Source organism: Azospira sp. MPR-LB4 (genome assembly GCF_058809525.1).
The window spans coordinates 937992-963040 of the sequence record NZ_CM179521.1 but is presented as its reverse complement, the minus strand read 5'-3'; the positions used below and the strand labels follow the sequence as shown (position 1 = coordinate 963040).

Here is a 25049-nt window from a genome sequence, read left to right as displayed (position 1 = left end):
CTTGGTCCTCGGCTTTAATTTGTCGGTCCTGCCGCTATACAGTCAAGTCCAGTTGTTGGATCGAGCCAACGCCTCCATTCTGCTGTAAAAACACGCCGGAAGCCAGCACTGAAGCCTGTAGCCGGTTCTGCGCCGTCTTCACCTCGAAGGGGGTGGCCAGATGTTGCAGGCCGATGGCGCCCACGCCCTTGTCTGCCAGGGAAAGTAGCTGGTCCCGGCCAGCCCCGTCTTTGATCCAGATTCTTAACTGTTCGAAAATGGGGTCGTTCTCGTCGATCCAGCCGTTGCGGTCGGCGTCGTAGGCGGCCAGTTCGGCAAAGCCGTCGCCGCTGCGGGTGCCGAACAGCTCGCCGCCGTCCGTGGCGCTGCCGTTGCCGTCCTTGTCGAAAACCAGGAAACCGCTGCCGCCGCTGGTGAAGTTGATCATGTCGTCCTTGCCGTCGCTGTCGATGTCGAAGGCGAAGCGCTGGTCGGTCAGCTGGGCGGCGGTGCCGGCGAAATTGAGCACCAGGGGGTCCTTCTTCACCGCGTCGCCGGCGCGGAGGCTGACGCTGCTTTCCTCGTGGTAGAGCCGGCTCATGGCCAGGTTGAGGTCGAAGCTGATTTCCTTGCCGTCGCTGGTGCGCACCACCCCCTGGGCGGAGAAGGTGGTCTGCTCCATTTCCGTGTAGGACTCGTGGTGGTCGTATTCCACCCCGTAGCCGGCCTTGGCCGGTGCTGCGTCGGCCGGTACGCCGCCCGCTGCCTGGCCGCCCGCAAGCGTGCCCGTTTCGGCGCTGAGATCGGTCTGGCTGAGGAGCTCGATCTTGCGGCCGGTGAAGTACTCGATCAGGGTCTTGAGCAGGGCCAGCTTGGGGTCCAGCGTCTCTTCGGCCTTGGCGCCGGCAGCCTCCACCCCGTCCTGGGCCTGGGCCGCCAGGGCTTCCGGGGACAGGCTGACACTGGTGGCCGGCGATGTCGGGGAGGCTGTCGCCAAGTCGCCGTTGCCTTCGAAGTCGGGTCGCCGGTCGCCGACCCAGACGCGCAGGCTTTCGCTGACTTCATGGTGTTGCAGGCTGGCATGGCTGGCGGCCATCTGGACGTCGGTAGAGGCGATTTTCATGGGAGGCTCCGGGTGGCGGGTGGCTACCTCGTCTACGGCCTCCCGGAGCAAAGGTTGAGGCGTTTCTACACGTCCACGCTGCGCAGCCAGCGGATCAGGTTGGCTGCATCCATGGCGCCGGCCTGGCGGGCCACTTCCCGGCCGCCGCGGAAGAGGGCCAGGGTGGGAATGCTGCGGATGCCGAAGCGGGCGGCCATGGCCGGTTCGGCTTCCGTATCCAGCTTGAGCAGGCGGTAATGGGGTTCCAGTTGCCGGGCCGCCTGGGCGAAGGCGGGAGCCATCATGCGGCAGGGGCCGCACCAGGGGGCCCAGAAATCCACCAGCAGGGGCAGGTCGGAGCGGCCCAGGTGAGCCTCCAGGGCGGCGCTATTGACTGCCAGGGGCTCGCCGGTGAACAGCGCTGCCTTGCAGCGGCCGCAGGTGGGCTGTTCGGTCAGGCGCTGGGTGGGCAGGCGATTGACGGCCTGGCAGTGGGGGCAGACCAGGTGCAGGGATTCGGGGGCGGCCATGGCGGGCTCCTTGATTAGACTTGTCTAATATGGAGACGCCGCCCCGGTCTTCAAGAGGGGGTCAGCGGGAGGCGCCCCGGGCCTGGGCCCGCAGGGCGCTTTGTTCCAGGGTCGCCTGGTCCGGGGCTTCCCGGGTAGGCCAGCCTGAAAGGTGCGTCGTGACGATGTCGGCGAGGGCCTCGATCCAGTCCGGCCGCTCGTTGAGGCAGGGGATGTAGCCGTAGGTCTTGCCGCCGGCAGCGAGGAAATCGGCCTTGCCCTCCATGGCGATCTCCTCCAGGGTTTCCAGGCAGTCGGAGGTGAAGCCGGGGCAGATGACGTCCACCCGTTCCACCCCTTCCTTGGCCAGCCGGTGCAGGGTGGGGGCGGTGTAGGGCTGCAGCCATTCGGCCTTGCCGAAGCGGGACTGGAAGCAGATTTCCACCTGCTCCTTGGGCAGGCCCAGGGCTTCGCTGAGCAGGCGGCCGGTCTTCAGGCATTCGCAGTGGTAGGGGTCCCCCAGTTCCAGGGTGCGTTTGGGGACACCGTGGAAGCTCAGCATGAGACGGTAGGAAGGGCCGGGCTGGCCGTTCTCCGCCCAGTACTGGCGCACGCTGGCGGCCAGGGCGGCGATGTAGCCGGGATGGTCGTGGAAATTGCGCACGGCGCGGATTTCCGGCTGGTTGCGGCTCTGCTGCAGCCAGGCGTAGGCCGCATCCAGGGCGGTGGCCGAGGTGCTGCCGGCGTACTGGGGATAGAGGGGCAGCAGCAGGATGCGGGTGCAGTTCTGCTGCTTCAGCCGCTCCAGGGCATCGGCCACGGAGGGCTGGCCGTAGCGCATGGCGTAATCCACCACCAGGCGGTGGCCGGCCTGGCCCAGGGCGCCCTTGAGCAGCTTGGCCTGGCGTTCCGTGTGTACCCGCAGGGGCGAGCCTTCGGGCAGCCAGACGGAGGCGTACTTGGCCGCCGACTTGGCGGGGCGGGTGTTGAGGATGATGCCGTTGAGGATGGGCCACCAGATGAGGCGGGGAATCTCCACCACCCGGGGGTCGGAGAGGAATTCCTTGAGATAGCGGCGCAGGGCCGGCGCCGTGGGGGCGTCGGGGGTGCCCAGGTTGATCAGCAGAACCCCGGTCTGGGGGGCGGTGCCATGCTTGAATTCGGGTTCCGGACGGAAAAAGGGCATCAGGTATTGGCCTGGTAGGTAAGGGCGGAGGAGAGCAGCTTGGCGGTGATGTCTACGATGGGGATGACCCGCTCGTAGGCCATGCGGGTGGGGCCGATGACGCCGACGGAACCCACCACCTGGCCATTCACCTCGTAGGGGGCGGTGACGACGCTGCATTCGTCCAGGGGCGCCAGGCCCGATTCGCCGCCGATATAGATCTGCACACCGTCGGCGTTGTTGGAGATGTCGAGCAGGCGCACCAGGCCGGTCTTCTGTTCGAAGAGGTCGAACAGCTCCCGCAGCCGCTTCATGTTGGAGGAAAGTTCCTCCACTTCCAGCAGGTTCTTCTCGCCGGAGATGACGTACTGGCTGGCGCTGTCGTTCAAGGCCTGGTTGCCGGCCTCCAGGGCCGAGGCCATGAGGATCTTCAGGTCGTCCTGCAACTGCTGAATTTCGCCGGTGAGGCGCTGGCGGATTTGGTCGAAGTCCAGGCCGGCGTAATTGTGGTTCAGGTAATTGGCCGCCGTTGTCAGCTCCGACGGCGAGTAGGGCCGTTCGGTGAGCAGGATGCGGTTCTGCACGTCGCCGTCGGTGGTGACGATGATGAGCAGGATGCGCTTTTCCGAGAGGCCGAGAAACTCGATCTGGCGGATGGTCGGCGTCTTGCGCCGCGGCGTCACGACGATGCCGGCAAACTGGGTCAGTTCCGAGAGCAGGTGGGAGGCGTTGCCGATCAGCTGCTGGGGCTGGGTCTGGATCAGCTGCCCTTCCATCTCGTGGATCTGGTTTTCCTGCAGGGGCTGCACCGCCAGCAGGCTGTCCACGAACAGGCGGTAGCCCCGGGGCGTGGGAATGCGGCCGGCGGAGGTGTGGGGGCTGGCGATGAAACCCTGTTCCTCCAGGTCCGCCATGACGTTGCGGATGGTGGCCGGCGACAGGTCCAGCCCGGAGAAGCGGGAGAGGGCGCGGGAGCCCACCGGTTGGCCTTCGGCGATGTACCGTTCGACCAGGGTCTTGAGCAGGATGCGGGCGCGGTTGTCGAGCATGAATCGATTTTACCGAAAATCGCCGGGGCCGCCAGGAGTTGCATCCGCGCCGTGCCGCCGGGGGCGGGGGGTTTTGTGGTTTAATGCGGGCCATGAAAGGCTCCGGTCACCATTCCCCTTCGCGTCCCATGGCACTTCCCCGCACCATTGCCCTGATTGGCAAATACCACAGCCCGGAAATTGCCGAATCCCTGCGTTCCCTCGGCCAGTATCTGAGCGAGCGGGGCGTCTCGGTGCTGGTGGAGGCCGATACGGCCGCCAATGTGGGGGAAAGCCGCTGGATGACCGGCGATTTCCAGTTCATCGGCGCCCATGCCGACCTGGCCATCGTCCTCGGCGGCGACGGCACCATGCTCAATGCCGCCCGCCACCTGGCCCGCTACAAGGTGCCCCTGGTGGGCGTGAACCAGGGTCGCCTGGGCTTCATGACCGACATTGCCCGCTGCGACATGCTGTCCTGCATGGAAGACCTGCTGGACGGCCGCTTCGTGCCGGAGGAGCGCCTGATCCTGGACGCCGAGGTGATCCGGGACGGCAAGGAAGTCTGCGCCAACCAGGCCCTCAACGACGTGGTGATGGACAAGGGCGCCATCGGCCGCATGATCGAATTCGAGCTGTTCATCGACGGCGAGTTCATCTACAACCTGCGGGCCGACGGCCTCATCATCTCCACTCCCACCGGCTCCACCGCCTACGCCCTCTCGGCCAACGGCCCCATCCTGCACCCGACCCTGGGCGGCATCGCCCTGGTGCCCCTCTGTCCCCATTCCCTGACCAACCGGCCGATCACGGTGTCGGACCGCTGCGAGATCGAGTTGCGGGTGATCCAGTCCGCCGACGCCCGGGTGCACTTCGACGGCCAGGTGGCCTTCGACATCCGTCCCGACGACTGCGTGCGCATGCGCCGCTCCGCCTACAACGTCTGTTTCCTGCACCCGCCCGGCTACAGCTACTTCGCCATGCTGCGTCAGAAGCTCCACTGGAGCAAACGTCCCAAGGGGCCCTGAACCATGCTGCAACGTCTGAACATTCGCGATTTCGTCCTGGTGGACCGGCTGGAGCTGGATTTCCAGGGCGGCTTCGGCGCCCTCACCGGCGAGACCGGCGCCGGCAAGTCCATCCTGGTGGACGCCCTGGCCTTCGTCCTCGGCGAGCGGGCCGACAGCGGCCTGCTGCGGGCCGGGGCCGAGAAGACCGAAGTGGGGGCCGAGTTCGACATCCGTGCCCTGGCCGAACTGAAGTCCTGGCTGGCGGAGAACGACTTCGCCGCTGACGACGACCTGCTGCTGCGCCGCATCCTGGATGCGGGCGGCCGTTCCCGGGCCTACATCAACGGCTCTGCCGCCACCCTGCAGCAACTGCGACAGGCCGCCGAATGGCTGGTGGACATCCACGGCCAGCACGCCCACCAGTCCCTGTTGCGGGGCGAGGCCCAGCGCCAGCTGCTGGACGCCCATGCCGGCCATGCCGACCTGGCCCGCAGCGTCGGCGAAGCCTGGCGCACCTGGCGCGACGCCCGGGATTCCCTGGACGCGGCAGCCGAAGGCGGCGAAGCCCTGGCCCGGGAGCGGGAACAGCTGGAATGGCAGGTGCGGGAACTGGAGACCCTGGCCTTCTCCGCCGACGAGTGGGAAAGTCTCAACCAGGAACACAAGCGCCTGGCCCATGCCGCCTCCCTGCTGGAAGGAGCCCAGTTTTCCCTGGGCCTGCTGGCCGAAGGCGAGGGGGCCTGCGAAGCCCAGGTGCGTGCCGTGGCCTCCCGTCTCGACGGCCTGGCCGAATACGATCCGGCCCTGAGCGAAGTGGCCCAATTGGTGCAGTCGGCCGAAGCCGAGCTGGCCGAAGCCGTCAGCGCCCTGCGCCGCTACGCCGACCGGGTGGATCTGGACCCGGCCCGCCTGGCCGAGGTGGAACGCCGCCTGGAGGCCGTCATGGGCTGCGCGCGCAAGTTCCGCGCCCTGCCGGAGGAACTGCCGGAACTGTTGTCCCGCTGGCAGCAGCGTCTCGCCGAACTGGGCGAGGCGGGCGACCTGGCGGCCCTGCAGGCCAGGGTGGATGCGGCTCGCCAGCAATACGACAAGGATGCGGCCAAGCTCTCCAAGGCCCGGGCCAAGGCGGCCAAGGCCCTGGGCGACGAGGTCAGCCAGGGCATGCAGGAACTGGCCCTGGGCGGCGGCCGTTTCGAAATCGCCCTGGTGCCCGTGGCCGGCGGCAATGCCCACGGCCTGGAAAACATCGAATTCCGCATCGGCGGCCTGGCCGGCAGCGAAGCCCGTTCCCTGGCCAAGGTGGCTTCCGGCGGCGAACTGTCCCGCATCAGCCTAGCCATCCAGGTGGTCACCAGCCGCCAGGCCAGCGTCCCCACCCTGATTTTCGACGAGGTGGACGTGGGCATCGGCGGCGGCGTCGCCGAGGTGGTGGGGCGCCTGCTGCACCGCCTGGGCCGGGAGCGCCAGGTGCTGTGCGTCACCCACCTGCCCCAGGTGGCGGCCCGGGCCGACTGGCAGTGGCAGGTGGCCAAGTCTAAGGATGGCGCCGCCATCAAGAGCCGGGTCACGCCCCTGGACGCGGCGGGCCGGGTGGAGGAAATCGCCCGCATGCTGGGCGGCGTGGAAATTACCGCCACCACCCGGCAGCACGCCAAGGAACTGCTCGGTCAGGGCTGAGCCCGACTTGGCCCCGGCCCGGGGCCTGGGCTATGGTGAGGTAATCTACTTTCCCGCAAACGGGGCTGTCGCCCCGCTGCGGCCTTGAGTGTCTGCCATGATCGGGTCCCTCTCAGCTTCCGGCATTGCCAGTGTCTATCCTGTCGCCACGGGAGGCGTTGCTGCACCCGTGCAGCGGCCGGCGGCCGGCGGCGCCAAGGCGGCCGAGAGCGGCAGCGGAGCATCTTCGTCGGGCAGTGGTAGTGCGGCGGCTTCAGGTGCCGAGTGGAACGGGGGCTACGGCCAGTCCCTGGGCAAGAACCCCTTCGCCGCCGCTGCCGGGAAGAGCGAGCTGTCGGAGGACGAACAGCGGCAGGTGGAAAAGCTGAAGGAGACGGACCGCAAGGTGCGCGCCCACGAGCAGGCCCACATCGCTGCCGGCGGCGCCCTGGTCCAGGGCGGTGCCAGCTATACCTACGACAAGGGGCCGGACGGCCGCATGTATGCGGTGGCGGGAGAGGTTTCCATCGATGTCTCGCCGGGCCGTACGCCGGAGGAAAGTCTGGCCAAGGCCCAGCAGATCCGAGCCGCCGCCATGGCGCCGGCCGATCCTTCGCCCCAGGACCGGCGCGTGGCGGCAGGCGCCGCCAGGCTGGAGAGCAGCGCCCGGGCCGAGCAGGCGAAGCAAGAGGCAAGCGAGGCGGCTGCGGCCCAGGAGGGAAGCGGTTCCACCGGAGGTGTGTCTGGAGAGCAAGCATCGGCGCCGGTTGCGGCCGAGGCTGCCGTGGCAGGTCCGTCCGGTGCGGCTTCTGGCGGTGGGGCCAGGGGAGAGATGGCCTATCGGCTGGAGAGCGTGGGCGTCAGGGAAACGGCCGTTTCCCGCTCCCGCGTTGATCTCTTCGCCTGAGGCGCGGATTCCGCCGCGGGTCGATAGCGCTGCACGGCATTCTCGAAGAAGCCTTCGCTGCGCAGTTTTTCCACCGCGCTGCGGATGCGGGGCAGGTGGCCGAGCTGGGGGGATTTCTTCGACATCTGGGCCCACACCTCGGTCTTCTGCAGCATCAGGCGCGGCCAGGGCTGGCTCGGGTAGCCCCGCTTCTGCAGCAGGTGGTGCAGGGAGATGCTGTTGCCGGCGATGGCGTCCAGGCGGCCGCTGAGGAACATGTCCACCAGGGTTTCGTAGTCCCGCACTTCCACCTTGTTCAAACCGGCGTCGCCGTCGAAACGGGGGTTGAGGCGGATGTCCTTGACCAGGCCGATGCGCAGTCCCTGCAGGTCGTCATAGCTGCGCAGGGTGCTGCCGGGGCGGGCCAGCACCAGGGTGTGGAAGCTGAAGAGGTAGCCCGCGTATTCGACGTAGGCATCCCGGTCGTCGGAGCGGATCAGATAGGTCAGGTCGCAGTCGCCGCTCTGCAGCTCCTTGCCGACCCGGCCATAGGGCAGGGTGTTCAGTTCCAGGCTGAGGCCGGTTTCCCTGGCCAGTTCCCGGCTGATGTCCACGAACACGCCGCTGAGCTGGCTCTTGCGTTCGCCGCCGCCGTCCCGGCTGTAGTAGGCCCAGGGTTCGCTGTGCATGAGGCCCACCCGCAGGCCGGCCGTGACCGTATCGCCGCTATGGGCGAGAGCCGACAGGCCCAGGCAGAACAGGGCCAGCGCATGGCGGGACAGGGATCGACGGGAAAACCCCATGGAGGCGCATAGGCGTAACGATGTAGAACAAAAGTTATACCCCGCCCCTCCCGGGGGGTCAAGCGCCGGTGGTCAGCAGGGTGGCGCCGCCGGTCAGGACGAAGACCAGGGCGGCGAGGCGGCGGATCCAGTCCAGAGGCAGGCGATGGGCCAGCTTTTCGCCGATCAGCACGGCCGGCACGTTGGCGATCATCATGCCCAGGGTGGTGCCCAGGACCACGGCGGCCAGAGAATCGAAGCGGGCGGCCAGGGCCACCGTGGCGAACTGGGTCTTATCCCCCATCTCCGCCAGGAAGAAGGCGATCAGGGCCGTGATGAAGGCGCCGCGGGCCAGGGTCTTGGGGGTCTCGTCGTCGTCCAGGGTGTCCGGCTTCAGGGTCCACAGGCCGAAGGCGATGAACAGGATGCCCACCGACCAGCGCAGGATTTCCGGGCTCAGCAGGGAGGCGACCCAGGCGCCGACGGAACCGGCCAGGGCATGATTGGCCACGGTGGCGACGAAGATGCCGGCGATGATGGCCCAGGGCCGGCGCAGGCGTGCCGCCAGGACGAAGGAGAGCAGTTGGGTCTTGTCGCCGATTTCAGCCAGGGCGACCAGCAGGGTGGAGGTGAGGAGGGCGTCCATACAAAATAAAAGCCGGGGCAAGCCCCGGCGTCATGGCAAAGGAATGGGAGGGTCAGGCGTCGTGGGGCAGGTGGTGCTTGTCCACGTGGGCGTCCGGGGAATTGCGGTGGGGACAGTTTTCCTTGAGGCACTCGGCGTAGAGGTAGAGGGCGTGCTCCTGGATGGCGAAGCCCCGTTCCTTGGCGATCTTGTTCTGGCGCCGCTCGATCTCGGGGTCGTAGAACTCTTCCACCCGGCCGCAATTGACGCAGACCAGGTGGTCGTGATGCTTGCCCTCGTTCATTTCGAAGACGGCACGGCCGGATTCGAAAAAGTGGCGTTCCAGGATGCCGGCCTGCTCGAACTGGGTCAGGACCCGATAAACCGTGGCCAGGCCGATGTCCATGCCTTCGGCGATGAGGAGCTTATAGACGTCTTCGGCGGAGAGGTGGCGGACGTTGCTCTTTTCGAACAGGTCCAGAATCTTGAGTCGGGGAAAGGTGGCCTTGAGACCGATGCTCTTCAGGCTCTGGGAATTGCTCATGTCGCACCCTATTTGATAGGTTGGTCTGATTTTTTGGGCTATGATATACCGATTCACTTTGCTTGGACACCGCTGGAATCCAGCGTTTTGCCGCATGAGTCGCTTCCATATCCCTGCCTTTGATGGCCATTTCCGCCATAGTTCCCGGATTTTCCTTTCGGCCCTGGTCGTTTCCTCGACCTTGCTCGCCGGATGCTCCGTTCCCCGTATCGTCACCGAATACAAAATCGATGTGCAGCAGGGCAATGTCCTGACCCAGGACATGGTGGCCCAACTGCGCCCCGGGCTGAGCAAGGACCAGGTTCGCTACATCCTGGGGACGCCCATGTTGATGGACATTTTCCACGGCGAACGCTGGGATTACGTCTATCGGCTGGAAAAGGGCAAGACTGGGGAAACCGAGACCCGCAAGTTCTCCGTTTTCTTTGCTGACGGCAAGCTGGCCCGCGTCGGTGGCGACGTGGTGGCGGCCCAGGCCGGCGAGGCCGGTGGTGACGTGGTGCCGCCGACCCGGCAGCAGGTGATCGACCTTGGGTCCATTCCCGAGGACGGAAGTGTGCAGGCGCCGCCGCCCGACAGCGAGCGGGGCTTCTTTGGACGAATGCTGGATAAGGTTGGACTGTAATTCATGAGCAAGTTGCGTATTGCCGTGGCCGGGGCTTCCGGCCGTATGGGCCGGATGTTGATCGAAGCCACCCTGAAGGATGGCGAAGTGGTGCTGGGTGCCGCCTTTGACCGCCCGGGCAGCCCCGCTGTGGGTAAGGATGCGGGCGACCTGGTGGGCCAGCCCTGTGGCGTCCAGGTGCTGGATAGCGCCGAGACCGCCCTGAAGCAGGCCGACTGCCTGATCGACTTCACCCGCCCCGAAGGCACCCTGGAGCACCTGGCCCTGTGCCGCAAGCTGGGCGTGGCCATGATCATCGGCACCACCGGCTTCGACGAGGCTGGCAAGGCCGCCATCCGCGACGCCGCCCAGGATATCCCGGTCGTCTTCGCCCCCAACATGGCGGTGGGCGTGAATCTGGTGTTCAAGCTGCTGGATGTGGCGGCCCGCATTCTCAACCAGGGCTACGACATCGAGATCGTCGAAGCCCACCACAAGCACAAGATCGACGCCCCTTCCGGCACCGCCCTGCGCATGGGCGAAGTGGTGGCCCATGCCCTGGGCCGGGACCTGAAGGAATGCGCCATCTACGGCCGCGAAGGCGTCACCGGCGAACGGGATCCTTCCACCATCGGCTTTGCCACCGTGCGCGGCGGCGACATCGTCGGCGACCACAACGTGATGTTCTGCGGCACCGGCGAACGGGTGGAGATCGCCCACAAGGCCGGCAGCCGCATGCCTTACGCCCTGGGCAGCCTGCGGGCGGCCCGCTTCCTGGCGGGCAAGAAGAATGGCCTGTTCGACATGCAGGACGTGCTGGGCCTGCGCTGAGCCTCCTCCGGGGGCGGCCGCGAAGCCGCTCCGGGCCGTGACGTGCTGCGCCGCGATTGCCCCAAAAGGGGGCAGTCGGCTATAATAGTGCGGTTAAAAAATCAATTCGTGAAAGCGGGAGGGCGCTGAGCCCATCCCGCTTTGCGTATGTGCCCCGGTGAAACCGGTCCTGCCTGTGTGGCGGCAGGGCTGTCCGGGGTCCGACAGCGCGTCACGAGTACCACGAATTCGCCGCCCGGAGTCTTTTGTGTCCCTGCTTCCTGCCTTTTCGCCCGCCCTGCTTGCCCTGGCCGACGGCACCGTGTTCCGCGGTTACGCCATCGGTGCCGAGGGCACCACCAGCGGTGAAGTGGTGTTCAACACGGCCATGACCGGTTACCAGGAAATCCTGACCGACCCGTCCTACTGCCGTCAGATTGTCACCCTCACCTATCCCCACATCGGCAACACCGGCTGCAATGCGGAGGACTTCGAGTCCCGCGCCAACTTCGCCGCCGGCCTGGTCATCCGCGACCTGCCGATCCGCGCTTCCAACTGGCGTATCGAGCAGACCCTGCCCGACTATCTGAAGCAGCATGGCGTCGTTGCCATCGCCGGCATCGACACCCGCAAGCTGACCCGCATCCTGCGCGAAAAGGGCGCCCAGGCCGGCTGCATCATCGCCGGCGTGGCCGACGAAGCCAAGGCCTTGGCCGAAGCCCGCGCTTTCCCGGGTCTGGCCGGCATGGACCTGGCCAAGGTGGTCAGCGTCGATTCCCCCTACCAGTTCAGCGAAGGCGAGTGGACCCTGAAGGGTTACGCCGCCGCCCCCGCCGCCAAGTTCAAGGTGGTGGCATACGATTACGGCGTCAAGACCAACATCCTGCGCATGCTGGCTGCCCGCGGCTGCGACGTCACCGTGGTGCCGGCCCAGACTCCTGCGGCCGAGGTGCTGAAGTACAAGCCGGATGGCGTCTTCCTCTCCAACGGCCCCGGCGACCCCGAGCCCTGTGACTACGCCATCACCGCCATCCGTGAAATCCTGGCGGCCGGCGTGCCCACCTACGGCATCTGCCTGGGCCACCAGCTGCTGGCCCTGGCTTCCGGCGCCAAGACCCTGAAGATGAAGTTTGGCCACCACGGCGCCAACCATCCGGTCAAGGATCTGGACACCAACCAGGTGCTGATCACCAGCCAGAACCACGGCTTCGCCGTGGATGCGGACACCCTGCCGGCCAATGTGCGGGCGACCCACGTGTCCCTGTTCGACGGCTCCCTGCAAGGCATCGCCCGCACCGACGTGCCGGCCTTCTCCTTCCAGGGCCACCCCGAGGCGAGCCCGGGCCCCCACGATGTGGCCTATCTGTTCGACCGTTTCATCAAGCTGATGCAAGACAAAAAGGCCGAGGGAAAGTAACTCATGCCCAAGCGCACAGACATTAAGAGCATTCTCATCATCGGCGCCGGCCCGATCATCATCGGTCAGGCCTGCGAGTTCGACTATTCCGGCGCCCAGGCCTGCAAGGCCCTGAAGGCCGAGGGTTACCGGGTCATCCTGGTGAACTCCAACCCCGCCACCATCATGACCGACCCGGAAACGGCCGATGTGACCTACATCGAGCCCATCTCCTGGAAGGTGGTGGAAAAGATCATCGAAAAGGAGCGTCCCGACGCCCTGCTGCCCACCATGGGCGGCCAGACTGCGCTGAACTGCGCTCTGGATCTGGCCAAGCACGGCGTGCTGGAGAAGTTCGGCGTCGAGCTGATCGGCGCTTCCGAGGAAGCCATCGACAAGGCCGAGGACCGGGAAAAGTTCAAGGCCGCCATGACCAAGATCGGTCTGGGCTCCGCCCGTTCCGCCGTGGCCCACTCCATGGAAGAGGCCCTGCAGGTGCAGGCCATGATCGGCTTCCCGGCCATCATCCGTCCCTCCTTCACCCTGGGCGGTTCCGGCGGCGGCATCGCCTACAACAAGGAAGAGTTCGTCACCATCTGCGAACGGGGCCTGGAAGCCTCGCCGACCAAGGAACTGCTCATCGAAGAGTCCCTCATCGGCTGGAAAGAGTATGAGATGGAAGTGGTCCGCGACAGCAAGGACAACTGCATCATCATCTGTTCCATCGAGAACCTGGACCCCATGGGCGTGCATACCGGTGACTCCATCACCGTGGCCCCGGCCCAGACCCTGACGGACAAGGAATACCAGATCATGCGCAACGCCTCCATCGCGGTGCTGCGCGAGATCGGCGTTGATACGGGCGGCTCCAACGTGCAGTTCGCCATCAGCCCGAAGGACGGTCGCATGATCGTCATCGAGATGAACCCCCGGGTGTCCCGTTCCTCCGCCCTGGCCTCCAAGGCCACCGGCTTCCCCATCGCCAAGGTGGCGGCCAAGCTGGCTGTCGGCTACACCCTGGACGAGCTGGCCAACGAGATCACCGGCGGCAAGACCCCGGCCTCCTTCGAGCCCTCCATCGACTACGTGGTCACCAAGGTGCCCCGTTTCGCCTTCGAGAAGTTCCCCACCGCCGATTTCCACCTGACCACCCAGATGAAGTCCGTGGGTGAAGTCATGGCCATCGGCCGCACCCTGCAGGAATCCCTGCAGAAGGCCCTGCGCGGCCTGGAAGTGGGTGTGGACGGCTTCGACGAGAAGACCACCGACCGGGAAGTGATCGAGACCGAACTGGCCGAACCCGGCCCCGAGCGCATCTGGTACGTAGGCGATGCCTTCCGCATCGGCATGACCCTGGACGAGATCCACCGCCTGACCCACATCGACCCCTGGTTCCTGGCCCAGATCGAGGACCTGCACCTGAAGGCCAAGTCCCTGGCCGGCCGCAGCGTCGATTCCCTGTCCCGGGAAGAACTGCTGGTGCTGAAGAAGTGCGGCTTCTCCGACAAGCGCCTGGCCAAGCTGCTGGCCACCACCCAGACCGCCGTGCGGGAGCGTCGCCACGCCCTCAACGTGCGTCCGGTGTTCAAGCGCGTCGATACCTGCGCCGCCGAATTCGCCACCAACACGGCCTACATGTACTCCACCTACGAGGACGAGTGCGAGGCCCAGCCCAGCGACAAGAAGAAGATCATGGTCCTGGGCGGCGGTCCGAACCGCATCGGCCAGGGCATCGAGTTCGACTACTGCTGCGTGCATGCCGCCATGGCCATGCGCGAAGACGGCTACGAGACCATCATGGTCAACTGCAACCCGGAGACCGTGTCCACCGACTACGACACCTCCGACCGTCTGTACTTCGAGCCCCTGACCCTGGAAGACGTGCTGGAAGTGGTCAATGTGGAGAAGCCCGTCGGCGTCATCGTCCAGTACGGCGGCCAGACCCCGCTGAAGCTGGCACGGGACCTGGAGGCCAACGGCGTGCCCATCATTGGCACCAGCCCCGACATGATCGACGCGGCCGAAGACCGGGAACGCTTCCAGAAGCTGCTGCACGAGCTGGGCCTGAAGCAGCCGCCCAACCGCACCGCCCGCAACGAAGCCGACGCCCTGGCTCTGGCCCAGGAAATCGGTTATCCCCTGGTGGTCCGCCCCTCCTACGTGCTGGGCGGCCGGGCCATGGAAATCGTGCATCAGCAGTCCGATCTGGAGCGCTACATGCGCGAGGCGGTGAAGGTCTCCAACGACTCTCCTGTGCTGCTGGACCGCTTCTTGAACGACGCCTGCGAAGTGGACGTGGATGCCCTGTCCGACGGTGACGAAGTCATCATCGGCGGCGTCATGGAACACATCGAACAGGCCGGCGTGCACTCCGGCGACTCCGCCTGTTCCCTGCCGCCTTACTCCCTGACCAAGGAAGTGACCGACGAGCTGCGTCGCCAGACCAAGCTGATGGCCAAGGCCCTCAACGTCTGCGGCCTGATGAACGTGCAGTTCGCCATCCAGAACGACACCGTGTACGTGCTGGAAGTGAATCCCCGCGCCTCCCGCACCGTGCCCTTCGTTTCCAAGGCCACGGGCCTGCAGCTGGCCAAGATCGCCGCCCGCTGCATGGCCGGCCAGAGCCTGAAGAGCCAGGGCATCACCAAAGAAGTGATTCCGCCTTACTTCTCCGTCAAGGAAGCGGTATTCCCCTTCGTCAAGTTCCCCGGCGTCGATACCATCCTGGGACCGGAAATGAAGTCCACCGGCGAAGTCATGGGCGTGGGCACCACCTTCGCCGAAGCCTTCGTCAAGAGCCAGCTGGCGGCCGGCGTCAAGCTGCCCACCGGCGGCAAGGTGTTCCTCTCCGTCAAGGACTCGGACAAGACCAAGGCCGTGGATGTGGCCCGTGACCTGCATGCTGCCGGCTTCACCATCCTGGCGACTCGGGGTACCGGTGCCGCCATGGAAGCGGCCGGCATTCCGGTGACCGTGGTGAACAAGGTGACCGAAGGCCGTCCCCACATCGTGGACATGATCAAGAACAACGAGATTGCCCTGATCATCAACACGGTGGACGAGAAGCGCCAGGCCATCAACGATTCCCGCTCCATCCGGACTTCCGGACTGGCCGCCCGGGTCACCATGTACACCACCATCTGGGGTGCCGAGGCTGCTGCCGCCGGTATCCGCCAGGGTGGCGAACTGGTGGTTTATCCCATCCAGGCGCTGCACGCCCAGATTTCCTGATCAATCCTAACCCTCGCCGCCGGGAACGCCCCATCGGGGCGCCGGCGGTTTTGCTTTGATAGACGCGCTATGAGCAAGATTCCTCTGACCGTTAAGGGCGCCGAGAAACTTCGCGCCGAACTGCACCGCCTGAAGACGGTGGATCGGCCCAATGTCATTGCCGCCATTGCCGAAGCCCGTTCCCACGGCGACCTCTCGGAAAATGCCGAGTACGATGCCGCCAAGGAGCGCCAGGGCTTCATCGAGGGCCGGATCCAGGAAGTGGAAGGCAAGCTTTCCCATTCCCAGATCATCGATCCCCAGGCCCTGGATGCGGACGGACGCTGCGTTTTCGGCGCCACCGTCGATCTGGAGGACCAGGATTCCGGTGCCCAGGTGACCTACCAGATCGTGGGCGAGGATGAGGCGGACATCAAGGAAAGCAAGATTTCCTTCAACTCCCCCCTGGCCCGCGCCCTGATCGGCAAATATGCCGGCGATATCGCCCAGGTGCAGGCTCCGGGCGGCCTGCGGGAGTATGAAATCCTCGACGTGCGTTACGAATAAGTCCGGCGTAACCCATCATGTCCCGGGCCCTGTTCAACCGATCTGCCGCTGTCCTGGCAGGGGTGGCAGGGCCTTGGTTTTTGTCTTGAACCAAAGATGACCAAGCCTGCCGTCCTGTCCCGCCTGGCCACGGCACTTTGCCGCGGACTGCTGGTCCTCTGGGTCGGTGCCCTGTGGGCGGTCGGTTACCTGGCTGCGCCGGTGCTGTTTGCCAGCCTGCCCAGGCTGGTGGCCGGGGAGGTGGCGGGCAAGCTGTTCTTCATCGTCGGCTGGATCGGCATGGTGGCCGGCATCCTGCTCCTGGTTTATGTGCGTCACACCCAGGCGGCCGGCCGCGAGCGGCGGCTGCGTCTGCTGTTGCTGTCGGTGTTGTGGCTGCTGGCGGCGGCCCAGCTGTTCTGGCTGCAGCCGGTGATTGCCGGCATCAAGGCCCTATTGCCTCCCTTGCCGCCGGACGTGGCGTCCCTGGGGCCGGAGTTCGCCTTCTGGCATGCCTTGTCCAGCGCCCTCTACCTGCTGCAGAGTCTGGCGGGGCTGATTCTGGTGATGCTGGGGGGAGTGGAGAGCCGGCGGCCTGCTGTGGCCTGACCACCGGCGTGCCTGTTCAGGCCTGGAAGCTGCGCTTGGTGCGGCGGGGGGCGGAGCGGGGGCGGCGCTGGGGGGCGGCCTTGACCGGCTTGCCGGCGGCGTCCAGAGTGGGGCGCCACAGTACCAGCAGTTTGCCGATGTGCTGCACCGGGGCAGCGTCGAGTTGCTGGCAGATTTCCTGGAGGAACTGTTCCCGTTCTTCCCGGTTGTCGTTGTACACCCGGACCTTGATGAGCTCATGGCTCTTCAGGGAGGCGTCGATCTCCTTCATCACCCCTTCAGAGAGGCCGTTCTGGCTGATGCTGACGACGGGGTCGAGGGAATGGGCACGGGCTCGCAGAGCGCGGCGCTGGTCGGCATTGAGGGAAAGCATAGGAAGCACCTGATTCAAAACGCGGATTCTACTGGATGGCACGTTCCAAGACCAGCAAGGCGTGGCTGCAAGAACACGTCAATGATCATTTTGTCCATCGGGCCAAGGCCGAGGGCTGGCGTTCCCGCGCCTCCTTCAAGCTGCTCGAGATCGACGACAAGGACAAACTCCTCAAGCCCGGCGAGGTGGTGGTGGACCTGGGGGCGGCCCCCGGCGGCTGGTGCCAGGTGGCCGTGCAGCGGGTGGGGGAGGGCGGCAAGGTGTTCGCCATCGACCTTCTGGAAATGCAGGGTATCGCCGGGGTGGACTTCATGCAGGGGGATTTCCGCGAGGAATCGGTGCTGCGGGAGTTCGAGTCGCGCCTGGCGGGGCGCCAGGTGGGGCTTGTACTTTCGGACATGGCCCCCAATATATCAGGGGTGAACGTTTCCGATCAGGCGCGCTCCATCTATCTGTGCGAACTGGCCCTGGAATTCGCCCGGGAGCACCTCAAGCCGGATGGCGCATTCCTCGTCAAAGTCTTCCAGGGCAGCGGTTTCAACGAGTTCCTGGCGGCCATGCGGGAGACCTTCGAGGTGGTGGCGACACGCAAGCCCAAGTCGTCCCGGGATCGCAGTCCGGAACTCTATCTGCTCGGCCGGCGTCTCAAACATGGTGGGTCCGTATAGCCCCGCCTGCTGTCAGACCGGCTTTCGGTTTAGAATGGACCATTCGTGGCATTCGAGGTTTAGCCGCCGTTGAGCGGCGAGAGGAGCACACTTGAACAACATGTTTAAAAACCTGGCCATCTGGCTGGTGATTGGCCTGGTCCTGATGACGGTGTTCAATCAGTTCAACAACCGTCAGGTTGCCCAGAACTCCATGGAATACTCCCAGTTCATCGACGAGGTGAAGGCTGGTCGTATCAACAAGGTGGTGATGGAAGGCCGCACCCTCAAGGCCACCACGACGGAAGGCAAGCGCGTCACTTCCTATTCGCCGGGCGACATCTGGCTGGTTTCCGACCTGCTCAAGTACGGCGTCAAGATCGAGGCCAAGCCGGATGAAGAACCTTCCATGCTGATGAGCATCTTCGTCAGCTGGTTCCCCATGCTGCTCCTCATCGGCGTCTGGGTCTTCTTCATGCGCCAGATGCAGGGCGGCGGCAAGGGCGGCGCCTTTTCCTTCGGCAAGTCCAAGGCCCGCATGCTGGACGAATCCAACAACACCGTCACCTTCGCCGACGTGGCCGGCTGCGACGAGGCCAAGGAAGAAGTGTCCGAGCTGGTGGATTTCCTGCGGGACCCCTCCAAGTTCCAGAAGCTGGGCGGCCGCATTCCCAAGGGTGTGCTGATGGTGGGCAACCCGGGTACGGGTAAGACCCTGCTGGCCAAGGCCATCGCCGGCGAGGCCAAGGTGCCGTTCTTCTCCATCTCCGGTTCCGACTTCGTGGAAATGTTCGTCGGCGTGGGCGCAGCCCGGGTCCGCGACATGTTCGAAAACGCCAAGAAGCACGCCCCCTGCATCATCTTCATCGACGAAATCGACGCCGTCGGTCGCCAGCGTGGCGCCGGCCTGGGCGGTGGCAACGACGAGCGGGAACAGACCCTGAACCAGCTGCTGGTGGAAATGGACGGTTTCGAGGGCCATACCGGCATCATCGTCATCGCCGCCACCAACCGTCCCGACGTGCTCGACCCCGCCCTGCTGCGCCCGGGCCGTTTCGACCGCCAGGTGGTGGTACCCCTGCCCGACATCCGCGGCCGGGAGGAAATCCTCAAGGTGCACATGCGCAAGGTGCCGGTGGCCGGTGATGTGCGTGCCGACATCGTGGCCCGCGGCACCCCCGGTTTCTCCGGTGCCGACCTGGCCAACCTGGTGAACGAAGCCGCCCTCTTTGCCGCCCGCAGCAACAAGCGCCTGGTGGACATGGAGGACTTCGAGAAGGCCAAGGACAAGATCATGATGGGCGCCGAGCGCCGCAGCATGGTCATGAGCGAGGAAGAAAAGCGCAACACGGCCTACCACGAGTCCGGCCATGCCGTTGTCGCCAAGCTGCTGCCCAAGGCCGACCCGGTGCACAAGGTCACCATCATTCCCCGGGGCCGGGCCCTCGGCGTCACCATGCAGCTGCCGGTGGAAGACCGTTACGCCTACGACCGGGAATATCTGATGAACCGCATCGCCATTCTCTTCGGCGGCCGCATCGCCGAAGAGGTGTTCATGAACCAGATGACCACCGGCGCTTCCAACGACTTCGAGCGGGCCACCCAGATGGCCCGGGACATGGTCACCCGCTACGGCATGACCGACGCCCTGGGCCCCATGGTCTATGGCGAGAATGAAGGCGAAGTGTTCCTCGGCCGTTCCGTCACCACCCACAAGAACGTTTCCGAAGCCACCATGCAGCTGGTGGACAAGGAAATCCGCCGCATCATCGACCAGCAGTACGGCCTTGCCCGCAAGCTGCTGGAAGACAACCGGGACAAGGTGGAGGCCATGACCGCCGCCCTGCTGGAGTGGGAAACCATCGACGCGGACCAGATCAACGACATCATGGAAGGCAAGGAACCGCGCCCGCCCAAGGCGCCCCAGACGCCGCCCAAGTCGTCCGCCGACAGCAATTCCCCGGGCGCCGCGCCCAGCGCTGCCGCCACGGCCTGATCACGGCCTGGTTGCCAGGCGTTACAATACGGGGCCGGGAGGATCATCCTTCCGGCCTTTTCTTTTGTCTGCTGTCCACATGTCCCTTTTGCGCTGCGGGAAATTCACCCTTTCCCTGGAACGGCCCCTGATCATGGGGATCGTCAATCTCACCCCCGACTCCTTTTCCGGCGACGGCCTGGCCACCGATGCGGAACGGGCCGTGGCCCACGCCCGGGCCCAGATTGCGGCCGGTGCCGACATGCTGGACCTGGGGGCCGAATCGACCCGTCCCGGCGCCATCCCGGCCACCGCAGAAGAGGAACTGGAGCGGCTGCTGCCGGTACTGGCGGCCCTCAAGGATTGCGGCGTGCCCCTCTCGGTGGATACCTACAAGCCGGAAGTGATGCGGGCCGTGCTGGCGGCCGGCGCCGACATGATCAACGACATCGCCGCCCTGAGCTATTCCGGCGCCCTGGAGGCCGTGGCCGACAGCGATTGCGGCCTCTGCCTCATGCACATGCAGGGCGAACCCCGCACCATGCAGCAGCAGCCCAGCTACGGCGATGTGGTGGCGGAGGTGCGGGATTTCCTGGCCCGGCGGGTTGCCGCCGCCCGGGCCGCCGGCATCGCCGACGAGCGCCTGGTGCTGGACCCGGGCTTCGGCTTTGGCAAGACCCTGGAACACAACCTGGCCCTGTTGCGCCACCTGCCGGAAACCACGGTGGACGGCCTGCCCGTCCTCGCCGGCATGTCGCGCAAGACCATGCTGGGCGCCCTCACCGGCAAGCCCGTGGCAGAGCGTCTGGCGGCCAGCGTGACGGCCCATCTCCTGGCTGCCCAGCGCGGCGCCCGCATCCTGCGGGTGCATGACGTGGCCGCCACCCGGGACGCCCTGACCATCTGGCAGGCCGTGGCCGCCTGAACACTGAAAGTTGCGAGGACAACCATGAGCAGAAAATATTTCGGTACCGATGGTGTGCGGGGCCGCGTCGGCGAAGCGCCGATCACGCCGGATTTCGCCATGCGCCTGGGTTACAGCGCCGGCCAGGTGCTGGTGGCCCAGGACGGGCTGCCCGCCGGCGAGCGTCCGGCGGTGCTGATCGGCAAGGACACCCGGATTTCCGGCTACATGCTGGAAGCGGCCCTGGAAGCCGGTTTTTCCGCCGCCGGCGTCGATGTCTGCCTGGTGGGTCCCATGCCGACCCCGGCGGTGGCCTACCTGACCCGGGCCCTGCGCCTGCAGGCCGGCATCGTCATCTCCGCCTCCCACAACCCCTTCTACGATAACGGCATCAAGTTCTTCTCGGCCCAGGGCACCAAGCTGCCGGATGCGGTGGAACATGCCATCGAGGCCGGCGTGGAAGCGCCCATGGGCTGCGTGTCCTCGGACCGCCTGGGCAAGGCCCGGCGCATCGACGACGCCCGGGGCCGCTACATCGAATTCTGCAAGAGCACCTTCCCCAACGATCTGGACCTGCGCGGCCTGAAGATCGTGGTGGACTGCGCCCATGGTGCCGCCTACCACATCGCGCCGGACGTCTTCCACGAGCTGGGGGCGGACGTGGTGGCCATCGGCAACCGTCCGGACGGCCTCAACATCAACGCCGCCGTCGGCGCCACGGCGCCCAAGGCCCTCAAGGAAGCGGTGCTGGGCCAGCGGGCCGATCTGGGCATCGCCCTGGACGGCGACGGCGACCGGCTGGTGATGGTGGACGGGGAGGGCAACGTCTACGACGGCGACCAGCTGCTCTACGCCATCGTCCGCGGTCGCCAGGCCCTGGGCCCGGTGGCCGGGGTGGCCGGCACCCTGATGACCAACCTGGCCCTGGAAGATGCCCTCAAGGCCTTGGACATTCCCTTCGCCCGGGCTGCCGTGGGCGACCGCTACGTGCTGGAAAAGCTGGTGCAGAACGGCTGGCTCTACGGCGGCGAGAATTCCGGCCACATCCTCTGCCTCGACCGGCACACCACCGGCGACGGCATCATCGCGGCGCTGCAGGTGCTGGCGGCCCTGCGCCAGCAGGGCGGCAGCCTCAAGGCCCTGCTCGGCGACCTGGTGCTGTATCCGCAGAAACTGATCAACGTGCCCATGCCCAAGGGCTTCCCCTGGCAGGACAGTCCGGCCATTGCCGCGGCCCAGCGGGCGGTGGAGGCGGAGCTGGACGGGCGGGGCAGGGTGCTGCTGCGGGCTTCCGGTACCGAACCCCTGTTGCGGGTGATGGTGGAGGGCCGGGACGGCGAGCTGATCGCTCGTCTGGCGGATAACCTGGCCGGTGCCGTGCGCCAGGCCGTCGGCGAATAAGGCAGGGCGGTATTTTTCCCGGGGCTATCCCGGGGAGGCAGGAAGGGCGGGCATCCTGGCCATGGCATGGCGAAGATGCCCGTCTTTGCTTGATCTTGGCTGGCCTTTCCGGTGGAGGAGGGGGCCGGTCCGGATTTATTACAGCGATGTAACGGAAGTGTAATAGTGGCTAGGTAGACTCCGCAGGGTAGTGAAATGCACCGTCTTATGCGTGTAACCCCTCCAAGGAGAAAACCTGATGAAATTTGCCAAAATCGCCGCTGCCCTGGGTCTTGCCGGCCTGGCCGTTTCCGGTATCGCCCACGCCCAGTCCGCACTGGTGAAGGTGGATGGCTCTTCCACCGTGTATCCCATTACCGAGGCGGTGGCCGAGGATTTCCAGAAGGAAAAGAAGAACGCCATCAAGGTGACCGTGGGTATTTCCGGCACCGGCGGCGGTTTCAAGAAGTTCTGCCGCGGCGAGACCGATGTTTCCAATGCCTCCCGTCCCATCCTGAAGAAGGAAATGGACGCCTGCAAGGAACTGGGCATTGCCTACTACGAACTGCCCATCGCCTATGACGCCCTGACCGTCATCGTCAATCCCCAGAACAACTTCATCAAGAACATGACCGTGGCCGAACTGAAGGCCATCTGGGAACCCGCCGCCCAGGGCAAGATCACCAACTGGAACCAGGTGAACCCGGCCTATCCGGATGTGCCCTTGAAGCTCTACGGTCCCGGCGCCGATTCCGGCACCTTCGACTACTTCACCGAAGCCGTGGTCGGCAAGGCCAAGTCCTCCCGCGGCGACTACACCGCCTCCGAAGACGACAACGTGCTGGTGCAGGGCGTTTCCCGCGACAAGGGCGGCCTGGGCTACTTCGGCTACGCCTACTACATCGAAAACCAGAAGAAGCTGAAGGCCGTGTCCATCGACAACGGCAAGGGCGGCGTTCTGCCTTCCCCCGAGACCGTGGAGAACGGTTCCTACGCTCCCCTGTCCCGTCCCATCTTCATCTACGTGAACGCCAAGTCCCTGGAAAAGCCCGAGGTCAAGGAGTTCGTCGAGTTCTACCTGAAGAACGCCCCCAAGCTGGTCAAGGAAGTGAAGTACGTGGCCCTGCCCGGCAAGGTGTATGAAGCCAACCGGGAACGCCTGGCCAAGAAGAAGGCTGGCACCGTCTTCGGTGGCACTGAAGCTGTCGGCATGAAGATCGAAGAACTGATCAAGCGCGAAGCTCAACTCTAAGCTGTTGCAGCAGGGCGGCCCGTTGCGGCGGGCCGCCTTTTTTGAGCCCCGGCCCTGCCGGACTCCATTAGAATGAGCCCCGAAAATCCCGTTATGTCTTCCACCCTTGTATCGGATGCGCCTGTGGCCGTACCCCTTGACCATGTGAGCGAGCGTTTCGTGCGGCGGCGTACCCGCCACCTGCGCGAAACCATCATTGAATTCATCCTGCTGGCGGCAGCCCTGGTTTCCGTGGCGACCACGGCCGGGATCGTCTTTATCCTGGTGAAGGAGTCCCTGGTCTTCTTCGACCACGTGCCCCTCATCGACTTCCTCACCGATACCCAGTGGACGCCTCTGTTTGACGATGCCCATTTCGGCATCCTGCCCCTGGTTTCCGGCACCCTGGTGAGCTCCGGTGTGGCCCTGCTGGTGGCCATTCCCCTGGGGACCATCATCGCCATCTACCTTTCGGAATTCGCCCCCTTCAAGGTGCGCGAAATCGCCAAGCCCTTCCTTGAATTGCTGGGCGGCGTGCCGACCATCGTCTACGGCTACTTCGCCCTGATGTTCATCACCCCGCTGCTGCAGCAGATTTACCCGGATCTGCCCGGCTTCAACCTGCTGTCCGCCGGCATCGTCATGGGCATCATGATCGTGCCCTACGTCAGCTCGGTGGCCGAGGACGCCATGCGCGCCGTGCCCATGAGCCTGCGTGAGGGCTCCTACGCCATGGGCGCCACCCGCTTCCAGACGGCGGTCAAGGTGGTAGCGCCCGCCGCCACTTCCGGCCTGGCCGCCGCTTACATCCTGGGCATCTCCCGGGCGGTGGGCGAGACCATGATCCTGGCCGTGTCCGCCGGCATGCAGCCCAACCTGACCTGGAATCCCCTGGAGCCGGCGGCCACCATCACCGCCTACATCGTCCAGGTGGCCCTGGGCGACCTGCCCCACGGTTCCGTGGGCTACCAGACCATTTTCGCCGCGGGTCTGACCCTGATGCTGATTACCCTGTTCTTCAACGTCATCGGTCACATCATGCGCAAGAAGTTCCGCGAGGCTTACTGATCATGAGCGATACCGCTGTCGTTGCTGCCCGTCTGCAGGAAATCCGCCGCATCATCGCGCGCCACAAGCGCTGGGATCTCCTGTTCGCCTTGCTCGGCCTGTGCGCCCTGATGCTGGGCGTGCTGACCTTCGTTTCCCTCTTCGCCCAGATGGTGGTGGAAGGCGGTCCCCGCCTGTCGGTGGATTTCTTCACCAACTTCCCCTCCCGTCGTCCGGAGCAGGCGGGCATCCTCTCCGCCTGGGTGGGCTCCACTCTGGTGATGATCGTCACCGCCCTGGCCGCCGTGCCCCTGGGCGTGGCCGCCGGGGTCTACCTGGAGGAATACGCGCCGAAGAACCTGATGACCGACATCATCGAGATCAACGTCACCAACCTGGCCGGCGTGCCCTCCATCGTCTATGGCCTGCTGGCCCTGGGCATCTTCGTCTATCAGTTCGGCTTCGGCCAGAGCATCCTCTCCGCCGGCCTGACCCTGGCTCTTTTGATCCTGCCGGTGGTCATCGTCGCCACCCGGGAGGCCATCCGCGCCATTCCCATCTATGTGCGGGAAGGTGCCTACGGTTGCGGTGCCACCCAGTGGCAGGTGGTGCGGGATCACATCCTGCCCTATTCCTCCGCCGGCATCCTCACCGGGGTCATCATCGGCATGGCCCGGGCCATCGGCGAGACGGCGCCCATCATCACCATCGGCGCTCTGACCTTCATTGCCTTCCTGCCGCCGGCACCCTTCACCGGCGAGCCCATGGCCGGTCCCTTCGACTGGGTCTTCGCCCCCTTCACGGTGATGCCGATCCAGATGTTCAACTGGACCTCCCGTCCCGAAGAGGCTTTCCACCAGAATGCGGCCGCTGCCGGCTTCGTCCTTGTGCTGATGACCCTGACCATGAATGCCCTGGCGATCTGGATCCGCTATCGCCTGCGCAAGAACATCAAGTGGTAAGGCCGGACCTCGCCCTCTATCGAATTGACCGTGCCTGCCTTTAACAGGCGCTCCAACAGGAATTAATCC

24 protein-coding genes are annotated in these 25049 nt (G+C 65.5%); 16 read left to right on the top strand and 8 right to left on the bottom strand.

The window, feature by feature from the left end:
* Positions 1 to 34: 34 nt before the first annotated feature.
* From AC3QLZ_RS04380 to hrcA, 4 genes are all read right to left on the bottom strand, one after another.
* A complete protein-coding gene (locus AC3QLZ_RS04380; protein WP_492783399.1) occupies positions 35 to 1102 on the bottom strand; it encodes an FG-GAP repeat domain-containing protein in 1068 nt (355 codons plus the stop codon).
* A gap of 65 nt (positions 1103 to 1167) precedes the next feature.
* Complete coding sequence (gene trxC / locus AC3QLZ_RS04375) at positions 1168 to 1611, bottom strand: thioredoxin TrxC (protein WP_492783398.1); 444 nt, start codon at positions 1609 to 1611, stop codon at positions 1168 to 1170.
* Between the two features lie 61 nt (positions 1612 to 1672).
* Positions 1673 to 2776, bottom strand: a complete 1104-nt coding sequence (hemH, locus tag AC3QLZ_RS04370) for a ferrochelatase (protein WP_492783397.1) — start codon at positions 2774 to 2776, stop codon at positions 1673 to 1675.
* Positions 2776 to 3804 carry a heat-inducible transcriptional repressor HrcA gene (hrcA, locus tag AC3QLZ_RS04365; RefSeq protein WP_130458770.1) on the bottom strand — a complete coding sequence of 343 codons (1029 nt, stop codon included), beginning with the start codon at positions 3802 to 3804 and terminating at the stop codon, positions 2776 to 2778. The genes hemH and hrcA overlap by 1 nt, the downstream gene beginning before the upstream one ends.
* A 128-nt stretch (positions 3805 to 3932) precedes the next feature.
* Between hrcA and AC3QLZ_RS04360 the strand changes: the two genes are divergently transcribed.
* From AC3QLZ_RS04360 to AC3QLZ_RS04350, 3 genes are all read left to right on the top strand, one after another.
* Positions 3933 to 4811 (top strand): NAD kinase, encoded by an 879-nt coding sequence (locus tag AC3QLZ_RS04360; protein ID WP_014238087.1) that lies wholly within the window; start codon positions 3933 to 3935, stop codon positions 4809 to 4811.
* A 3-nt stretch (positions 4812 to 4814) separates the two neighbouring features.
* Positions 4815 to 6470: a DNA repair protein RecN gene (gene recN / locus AC3QLZ_RS04355; protein WP_492783396.1), complete on the top strand. Its 1656-nt coding sequence runs from the start codon at positions 4815 to 4817 to the stop codon at positions 6468 to 6470.
* A gap of 97 nt (positions 6471 to 6567) precedes the next feature.
* Positions 6568 to 7356 carry a putative metalloprotease CJM1_0395 family protein gene (locus AC3QLZ_RS04350; protein WP_492783395.1) on the top strand — a complete coding sequence of 263 codons (789 nt, stop codon included), beginning with the start codon at positions 6568 to 6570 and terminating at the stop codon, positions 7354 to 7356.
* Here the strand turns inward: AC3QLZ_RS04350 and AC3QLZ_RS04345 are convergent.
* Genes AC3QLZ_RS04345 through fur form a run of 3 tightly spaced genes read right to left on the bottom strand, consistent with a single transcriptional unit; the run spans position 7287 to position 9286 of the window.
* Complete coding sequence (locus AC3QLZ_RS04345; RefSeq protein ID WP_492783394.1) at positions 7287 to 8138, bottom strand: substrate-binding periplasmic protein; 852 nt, start codon at positions 8136 to 8138, stop codon at positions 7287 to 7289. The two genes, AC3QLZ_RS04350 and AC3QLZ_RS04345, sit on opposite strands and share 70 nt — an antisense overlap.
* A 58-nt stretch (positions 8139 to 8196) precedes the next feature.
* Positions 8197 to 8763, bottom strand: a complete 567-nt coding sequence (locus tag AC3QLZ_RS04340) for a TMEM165/GDT1 family protein (RefSeq protein ID WP_014238083.1) — start codon at positions 8761 to 8763, stop codon at positions 8197 to 8199.
* Positions 8764 to 8815: 52 nt separating this feature from the next.
* Positions 8816 to 9286 carry a ferric iron uptake transcriptional regulator gene (gene fur, locus AC3QLZ_RS04335; protein WP_130458766.1) on the bottom strand — a complete coding sequence of 157 codons (471 nt, stop codon included), beginning with the start codon at positions 9284 to 9286 and terminating at the stop codon, positions 8816 to 8818.
* Between the two features lie 181 nt (positions 9287 to 9467).
* Here fur and AC3QLZ_RS04330 point away from each other — a divergent pair, with 181 nt between their 5' ends.
* The 6 genes from AC3QLZ_RS04330 to AC3QLZ_RS04305 all read left to right on the top strand — a co-directional run bounded on the left by AC3QLZ_RS04330 (position 9468) and on the right by AC3QLZ_RS04305 (position 16461).
* Positions 9468 to 9911, top strand: a complete 444-nt coding sequence (locus AC3QLZ_RS04330; RefSeq protein WP_492783393.1) for an outer membrane protein assembly factor BamE — start codon at positions 9468 to 9470, stop codon at positions 9909 to 9911.
* Between the two features lie 3 nt (positions 9912 to 9914).
* Positions 9915 to 10721, top strand: coding sequence for a 4-hydroxy-tetrahydrodipicolinate reductase (dapB, locus tag AC3QLZ_RS04325; protein WP_130458765.1), 807 nt, complete (start codon positions 9915 to 9917; stop codon positions 10719 to 10721).
* A 247-nt stretch (positions 10722 to 10968) separates the two neighbouring features.
* Positions 10969 to 12117 carry a glutamine-hydrolyzing carbamoyl-phosphate synthase small subunit gene (gene carA / locus AC3QLZ_RS04320; RefSeq protein WP_014238079.1) on the top strand — a complete coding sequence of 383 codons (1149 nt, stop codon included), beginning with the start codon at positions 10969 to 10971 and terminating at the stop codon, positions 12115 to 12117.
* Between the two features lie 3 nt (positions 12118 to 12120).
* Positions 12121 to 15327: a carbamoyl-phosphate synthase large subunit gene (gene carB / locus AC3QLZ_RS04315; RefSeq protein WP_014238078.1), complete on the top strand. Its 3207-nt coding sequence runs from the start codon at positions 12121 to 12123 to the stop codon at positions 15325 to 15327.
* Between the two features lie 69 nt (positions 15328 to 15396).
* Complete coding sequence (greA, locus tag AC3QLZ_RS04310; protein ID WP_014238077.1) at positions 15397 to 15873, top strand: transcription elongation factor GreA; 477 nt, start codon at positions 15397 to 15399, stop codon at positions 15871 to 15873.
* 96 nt (positions 15874 to 15969) lie between these two features.
* Positions 15970 to 16461, top strand: a complete 492-nt coding sequence (locus tag AC3QLZ_RS04305; protein ID WP_492783392.1) for a DUF4149 domain-containing protein — start codon at positions 15970 to 15972, stop codon at positions 16459 to 16461.
* A gap of 16 nt (positions 16462 to 16477) precedes the next feature.
* On the opposite strand, the gene yhbY is transcribed toward AC3QLZ_RS04305, so the two are convergent.
* Complete coding sequence (gene yhbY / locus AC3QLZ_RS04300) at positions 16478 to 16834, bottom strand: ribosome assembly RNA-binding protein YhbY (RefSeq protein ID WP_014238075.1); 357 nt, start codon at positions 16832 to 16834, stop codon at positions 16478 to 16480.
* Positions 16835 to 16869: 35 nt separating this feature from the next.
* Here yhbY and rlmE point away from each other — a divergent pair, with 35 nt between their 5' ends.
* The 7 genes from rlmE to pstA all read left to right on the top strand — a co-directional run bounded on the left by rlmE (position 16870) and on the right by pstA (position 24980).
* Positions 16870 to 17502, top strand: coding sequence for a 23S rRNA (uridine(2552)-2'-O)-methyltransferase RlmE (gene rlmE / locus AC3QLZ_RS04295; RefSeq protein WP_014238074.1), 633 nt, complete (start codon positions 16870 to 16872; stop codon positions 17500 to 17502).
* Between the two features lie 91 nt (positions 17503 to 17593).
* Positions 17594 to 19477, top strand: a complete 1884-nt coding sequence (ftsH, locus tag AC3QLZ_RS04290; RefSeq protein WP_014238073.1) for an ATP-dependent zinc metalloprotease FtsH — start codon at positions 17594 to 17596, stop codon at positions 19475 to 19477.
* Between the two features lie 79 nt (positions 19478 to 19556).
* On the top strand, positions 19557 to 20381 hold the full coding sequence (gene folP / locus AC3QLZ_RS04285; protein ID WP_492783391.1) for a dihydropteroate synthase: 825 nt from the start codon (positions 19557 to 19559) through the stop codon (positions 20379 to 20381).
* Between the two features lie 24 nt (positions 20382 to 20405).
* The gene (gene glmM / locus AC3QLZ_RS04280; RefSeq protein ID WP_492783390.1) at positions 20406 to 21761 is read left to right on the top strand and encodes a phosphoglucosamine mutase; all 1356 of its coding nucleotides are present in this window, start codon (positions 20406 to 20408) and stop codon (positions 21759 to 21761) included.
* 238 nt (positions 21762 to 21999) lie between these two features.
* Entirely contained in the window at positions 22000 to 22992 is a 993-nt protein-coding gene (locus AC3QLZ_RS04275) for a PstS family phosphate ABC transporter substrate-binding protein (RefSeq protein ID WP_014238070.1), read from the top strand.
* A 123-nt stretch (positions 22993 to 23115) separates the two neighbouring features.
* A complete protein-coding gene (pstC, locus tag AC3QLZ_RS04270; protein WP_050804318.1) occupies positions 23116 to 24039 on the top strand; it encodes a phosphate ABC transporter permease subunit PstC in 924 nt (307 codons plus the stop codon).
* 2 nt (positions 24040 to 24041) lie between these two features.
* The gene (gene pstA, locus AC3QLZ_RS04265; protein ID WP_130458759.1) at positions 24042 to 24980 is read left to right on the top strand and encodes a phosphate ABC transporter permease PstA; all 939 of its coding nucleotides are present in this window, start codon (positions 24042 to 24044) and stop codon (positions 24978 to 24980) included.
* Positions 24981 to 25049 lie beyond the last annotated feature (69 nt).

Excerpts from the sequence above, each read along its gene's own strand:
- AC3QLZ_RS04380 (WP_492783399.1), bottom strand. The coding sequence starts at position 1,102 with ATGAAAATCGCCTCTACCGACGTCCAGATGGCCGCCAGCCATGCCAGC.
- trxC (WP_492783398.1), bottom strand. The coding sequence starts at position 1,611 with ATGGCCGCCCCCGAATCCCTGCACCTGGTCTGCCCCCACTGCCAGGCC.
- hemH (WP_492783397.1), bottom strand. The coding sequence starts at position 2,776 with ATGCCCTTTTTCCGTCCGGAACCCGAATTCAAGCATGGCACCGCCCCC.
- hrcA (WP_130458770.1), bottom strand. The coding sequence starts at position 3,804 with ATGCTCGACAACCGCGCCCGCATCCTGCTCAAGACCCTGGTCGAACGG.
- AC3QLZ_RS04360 (WP_014238087.1), top strand. The coding sequence starts at position 3,933 with ATGGCACTTCCCCGCACCATTGCCCTGATTGGCAAATACCACAGCCCG.
- recN (WP_492783396.1), top strand. The coding sequence starts at position 4,815 with ATGCTGCAACGTCTGAACATTCGCGATTTCGTCCTGGTGGACCGGCTG.
- AC3QLZ_RS04350 (WP_492783395.1), top strand. The coding sequence starts at position 6,568 with ATGATCGGGTCCCTCTCAGCTTCCGGCATTGCCAGTGTCTATCCTGTC.
- AC3QLZ_RS04345 (WP_492783394.1), bottom strand. The coding sequence starts at position 8,138 with ATGGGGTTTTCCCGTCGATCCCTGTCCCGCCATGCGCTGGCCCTGTTC.
- AC3QLZ_RS04340 (WP_014238083.1), bottom strand. The coding sequence starts at position 8,763 with ATGGACGCCCTCCTCACCTCCACCCTGCTGGTCGCCCTGGCTGAAATC.
- fur (WP_130458766.1), bottom strand. The coding sequence starts at position 9,286 with ATGAGCAATTCCCAGAGCCTGAAGAGCATCGGTCTCAAGGCCACCTTT.
- dapB (WP_130458765.1), top strand. The coding sequence starts at position 9,915 with ATGAGCAAGTTGCGTATTGCCGTGGCCGGGGCTTCCGGCCGTATGGGC.
- carB (WP_014238078.1), top strand. The coding sequence starts at position 12,121 with ATGCCCAAGCGCACAGACATTAAGAGCATTCTCATCATCGGCGCCGGC.
- greA (WP_014238077.1), top strand. The coding sequence starts at position 15,397 with ATGAGCAAGATTCCTCTGACCGTTAAGGGCGCCGAGAAACTTCGCGCC.
- AC3QLZ_RS04305 (WP_492783392.1), top strand. The coding sequence starts at position 15,970 with ATGACCAAGCCTGCCGTCCTGTCCCGCCTGGCCACGGCACTTTGCCGC.
- yhbY (WP_014238075.1), bottom strand. The coding sequence starts at position 16,834 with ATGCTTTCCCTCAATGCCGACCAGCGCCGCGCTCTGCGAGCCCGTGCC.
- rlmE (WP_014238074.1), top strand. The coding sequence starts at position 16,870 with ATGGCACGTTCCAAGACCAGCAAGGCGTGGCTGCAAGAACACGTCAAT.
- folP (WP_492783391.1), top strand. The coding sequence starts at position 19,557 with ATGTCCCTTTTGCGCTGCGGGAAATTCACCCTTTCCCTGGAACGGCCC.
- glmM (WP_492783390.1), top strand. The coding sequence starts at position 20,406 with ATGAGCAGAAAATATTTCGGTACCGATGGTGTGCGGGGCCGCGTCGGC.
- AC3QLZ_RS04275 (WP_014238070.1), top strand. The coding sequence starts at position 22,000 with ATGAAATTTGCCAAAATCGCCGCTGCCCTGGGTCTTGCCGGCCTGGCC.
- pstA (WP_130458759.1), top strand. The coding sequence starts at position 24,042 with ATGAGCGATACCGCTGTCGTTGCTGCCCGTCTGCAGGAAATCCGCCGC.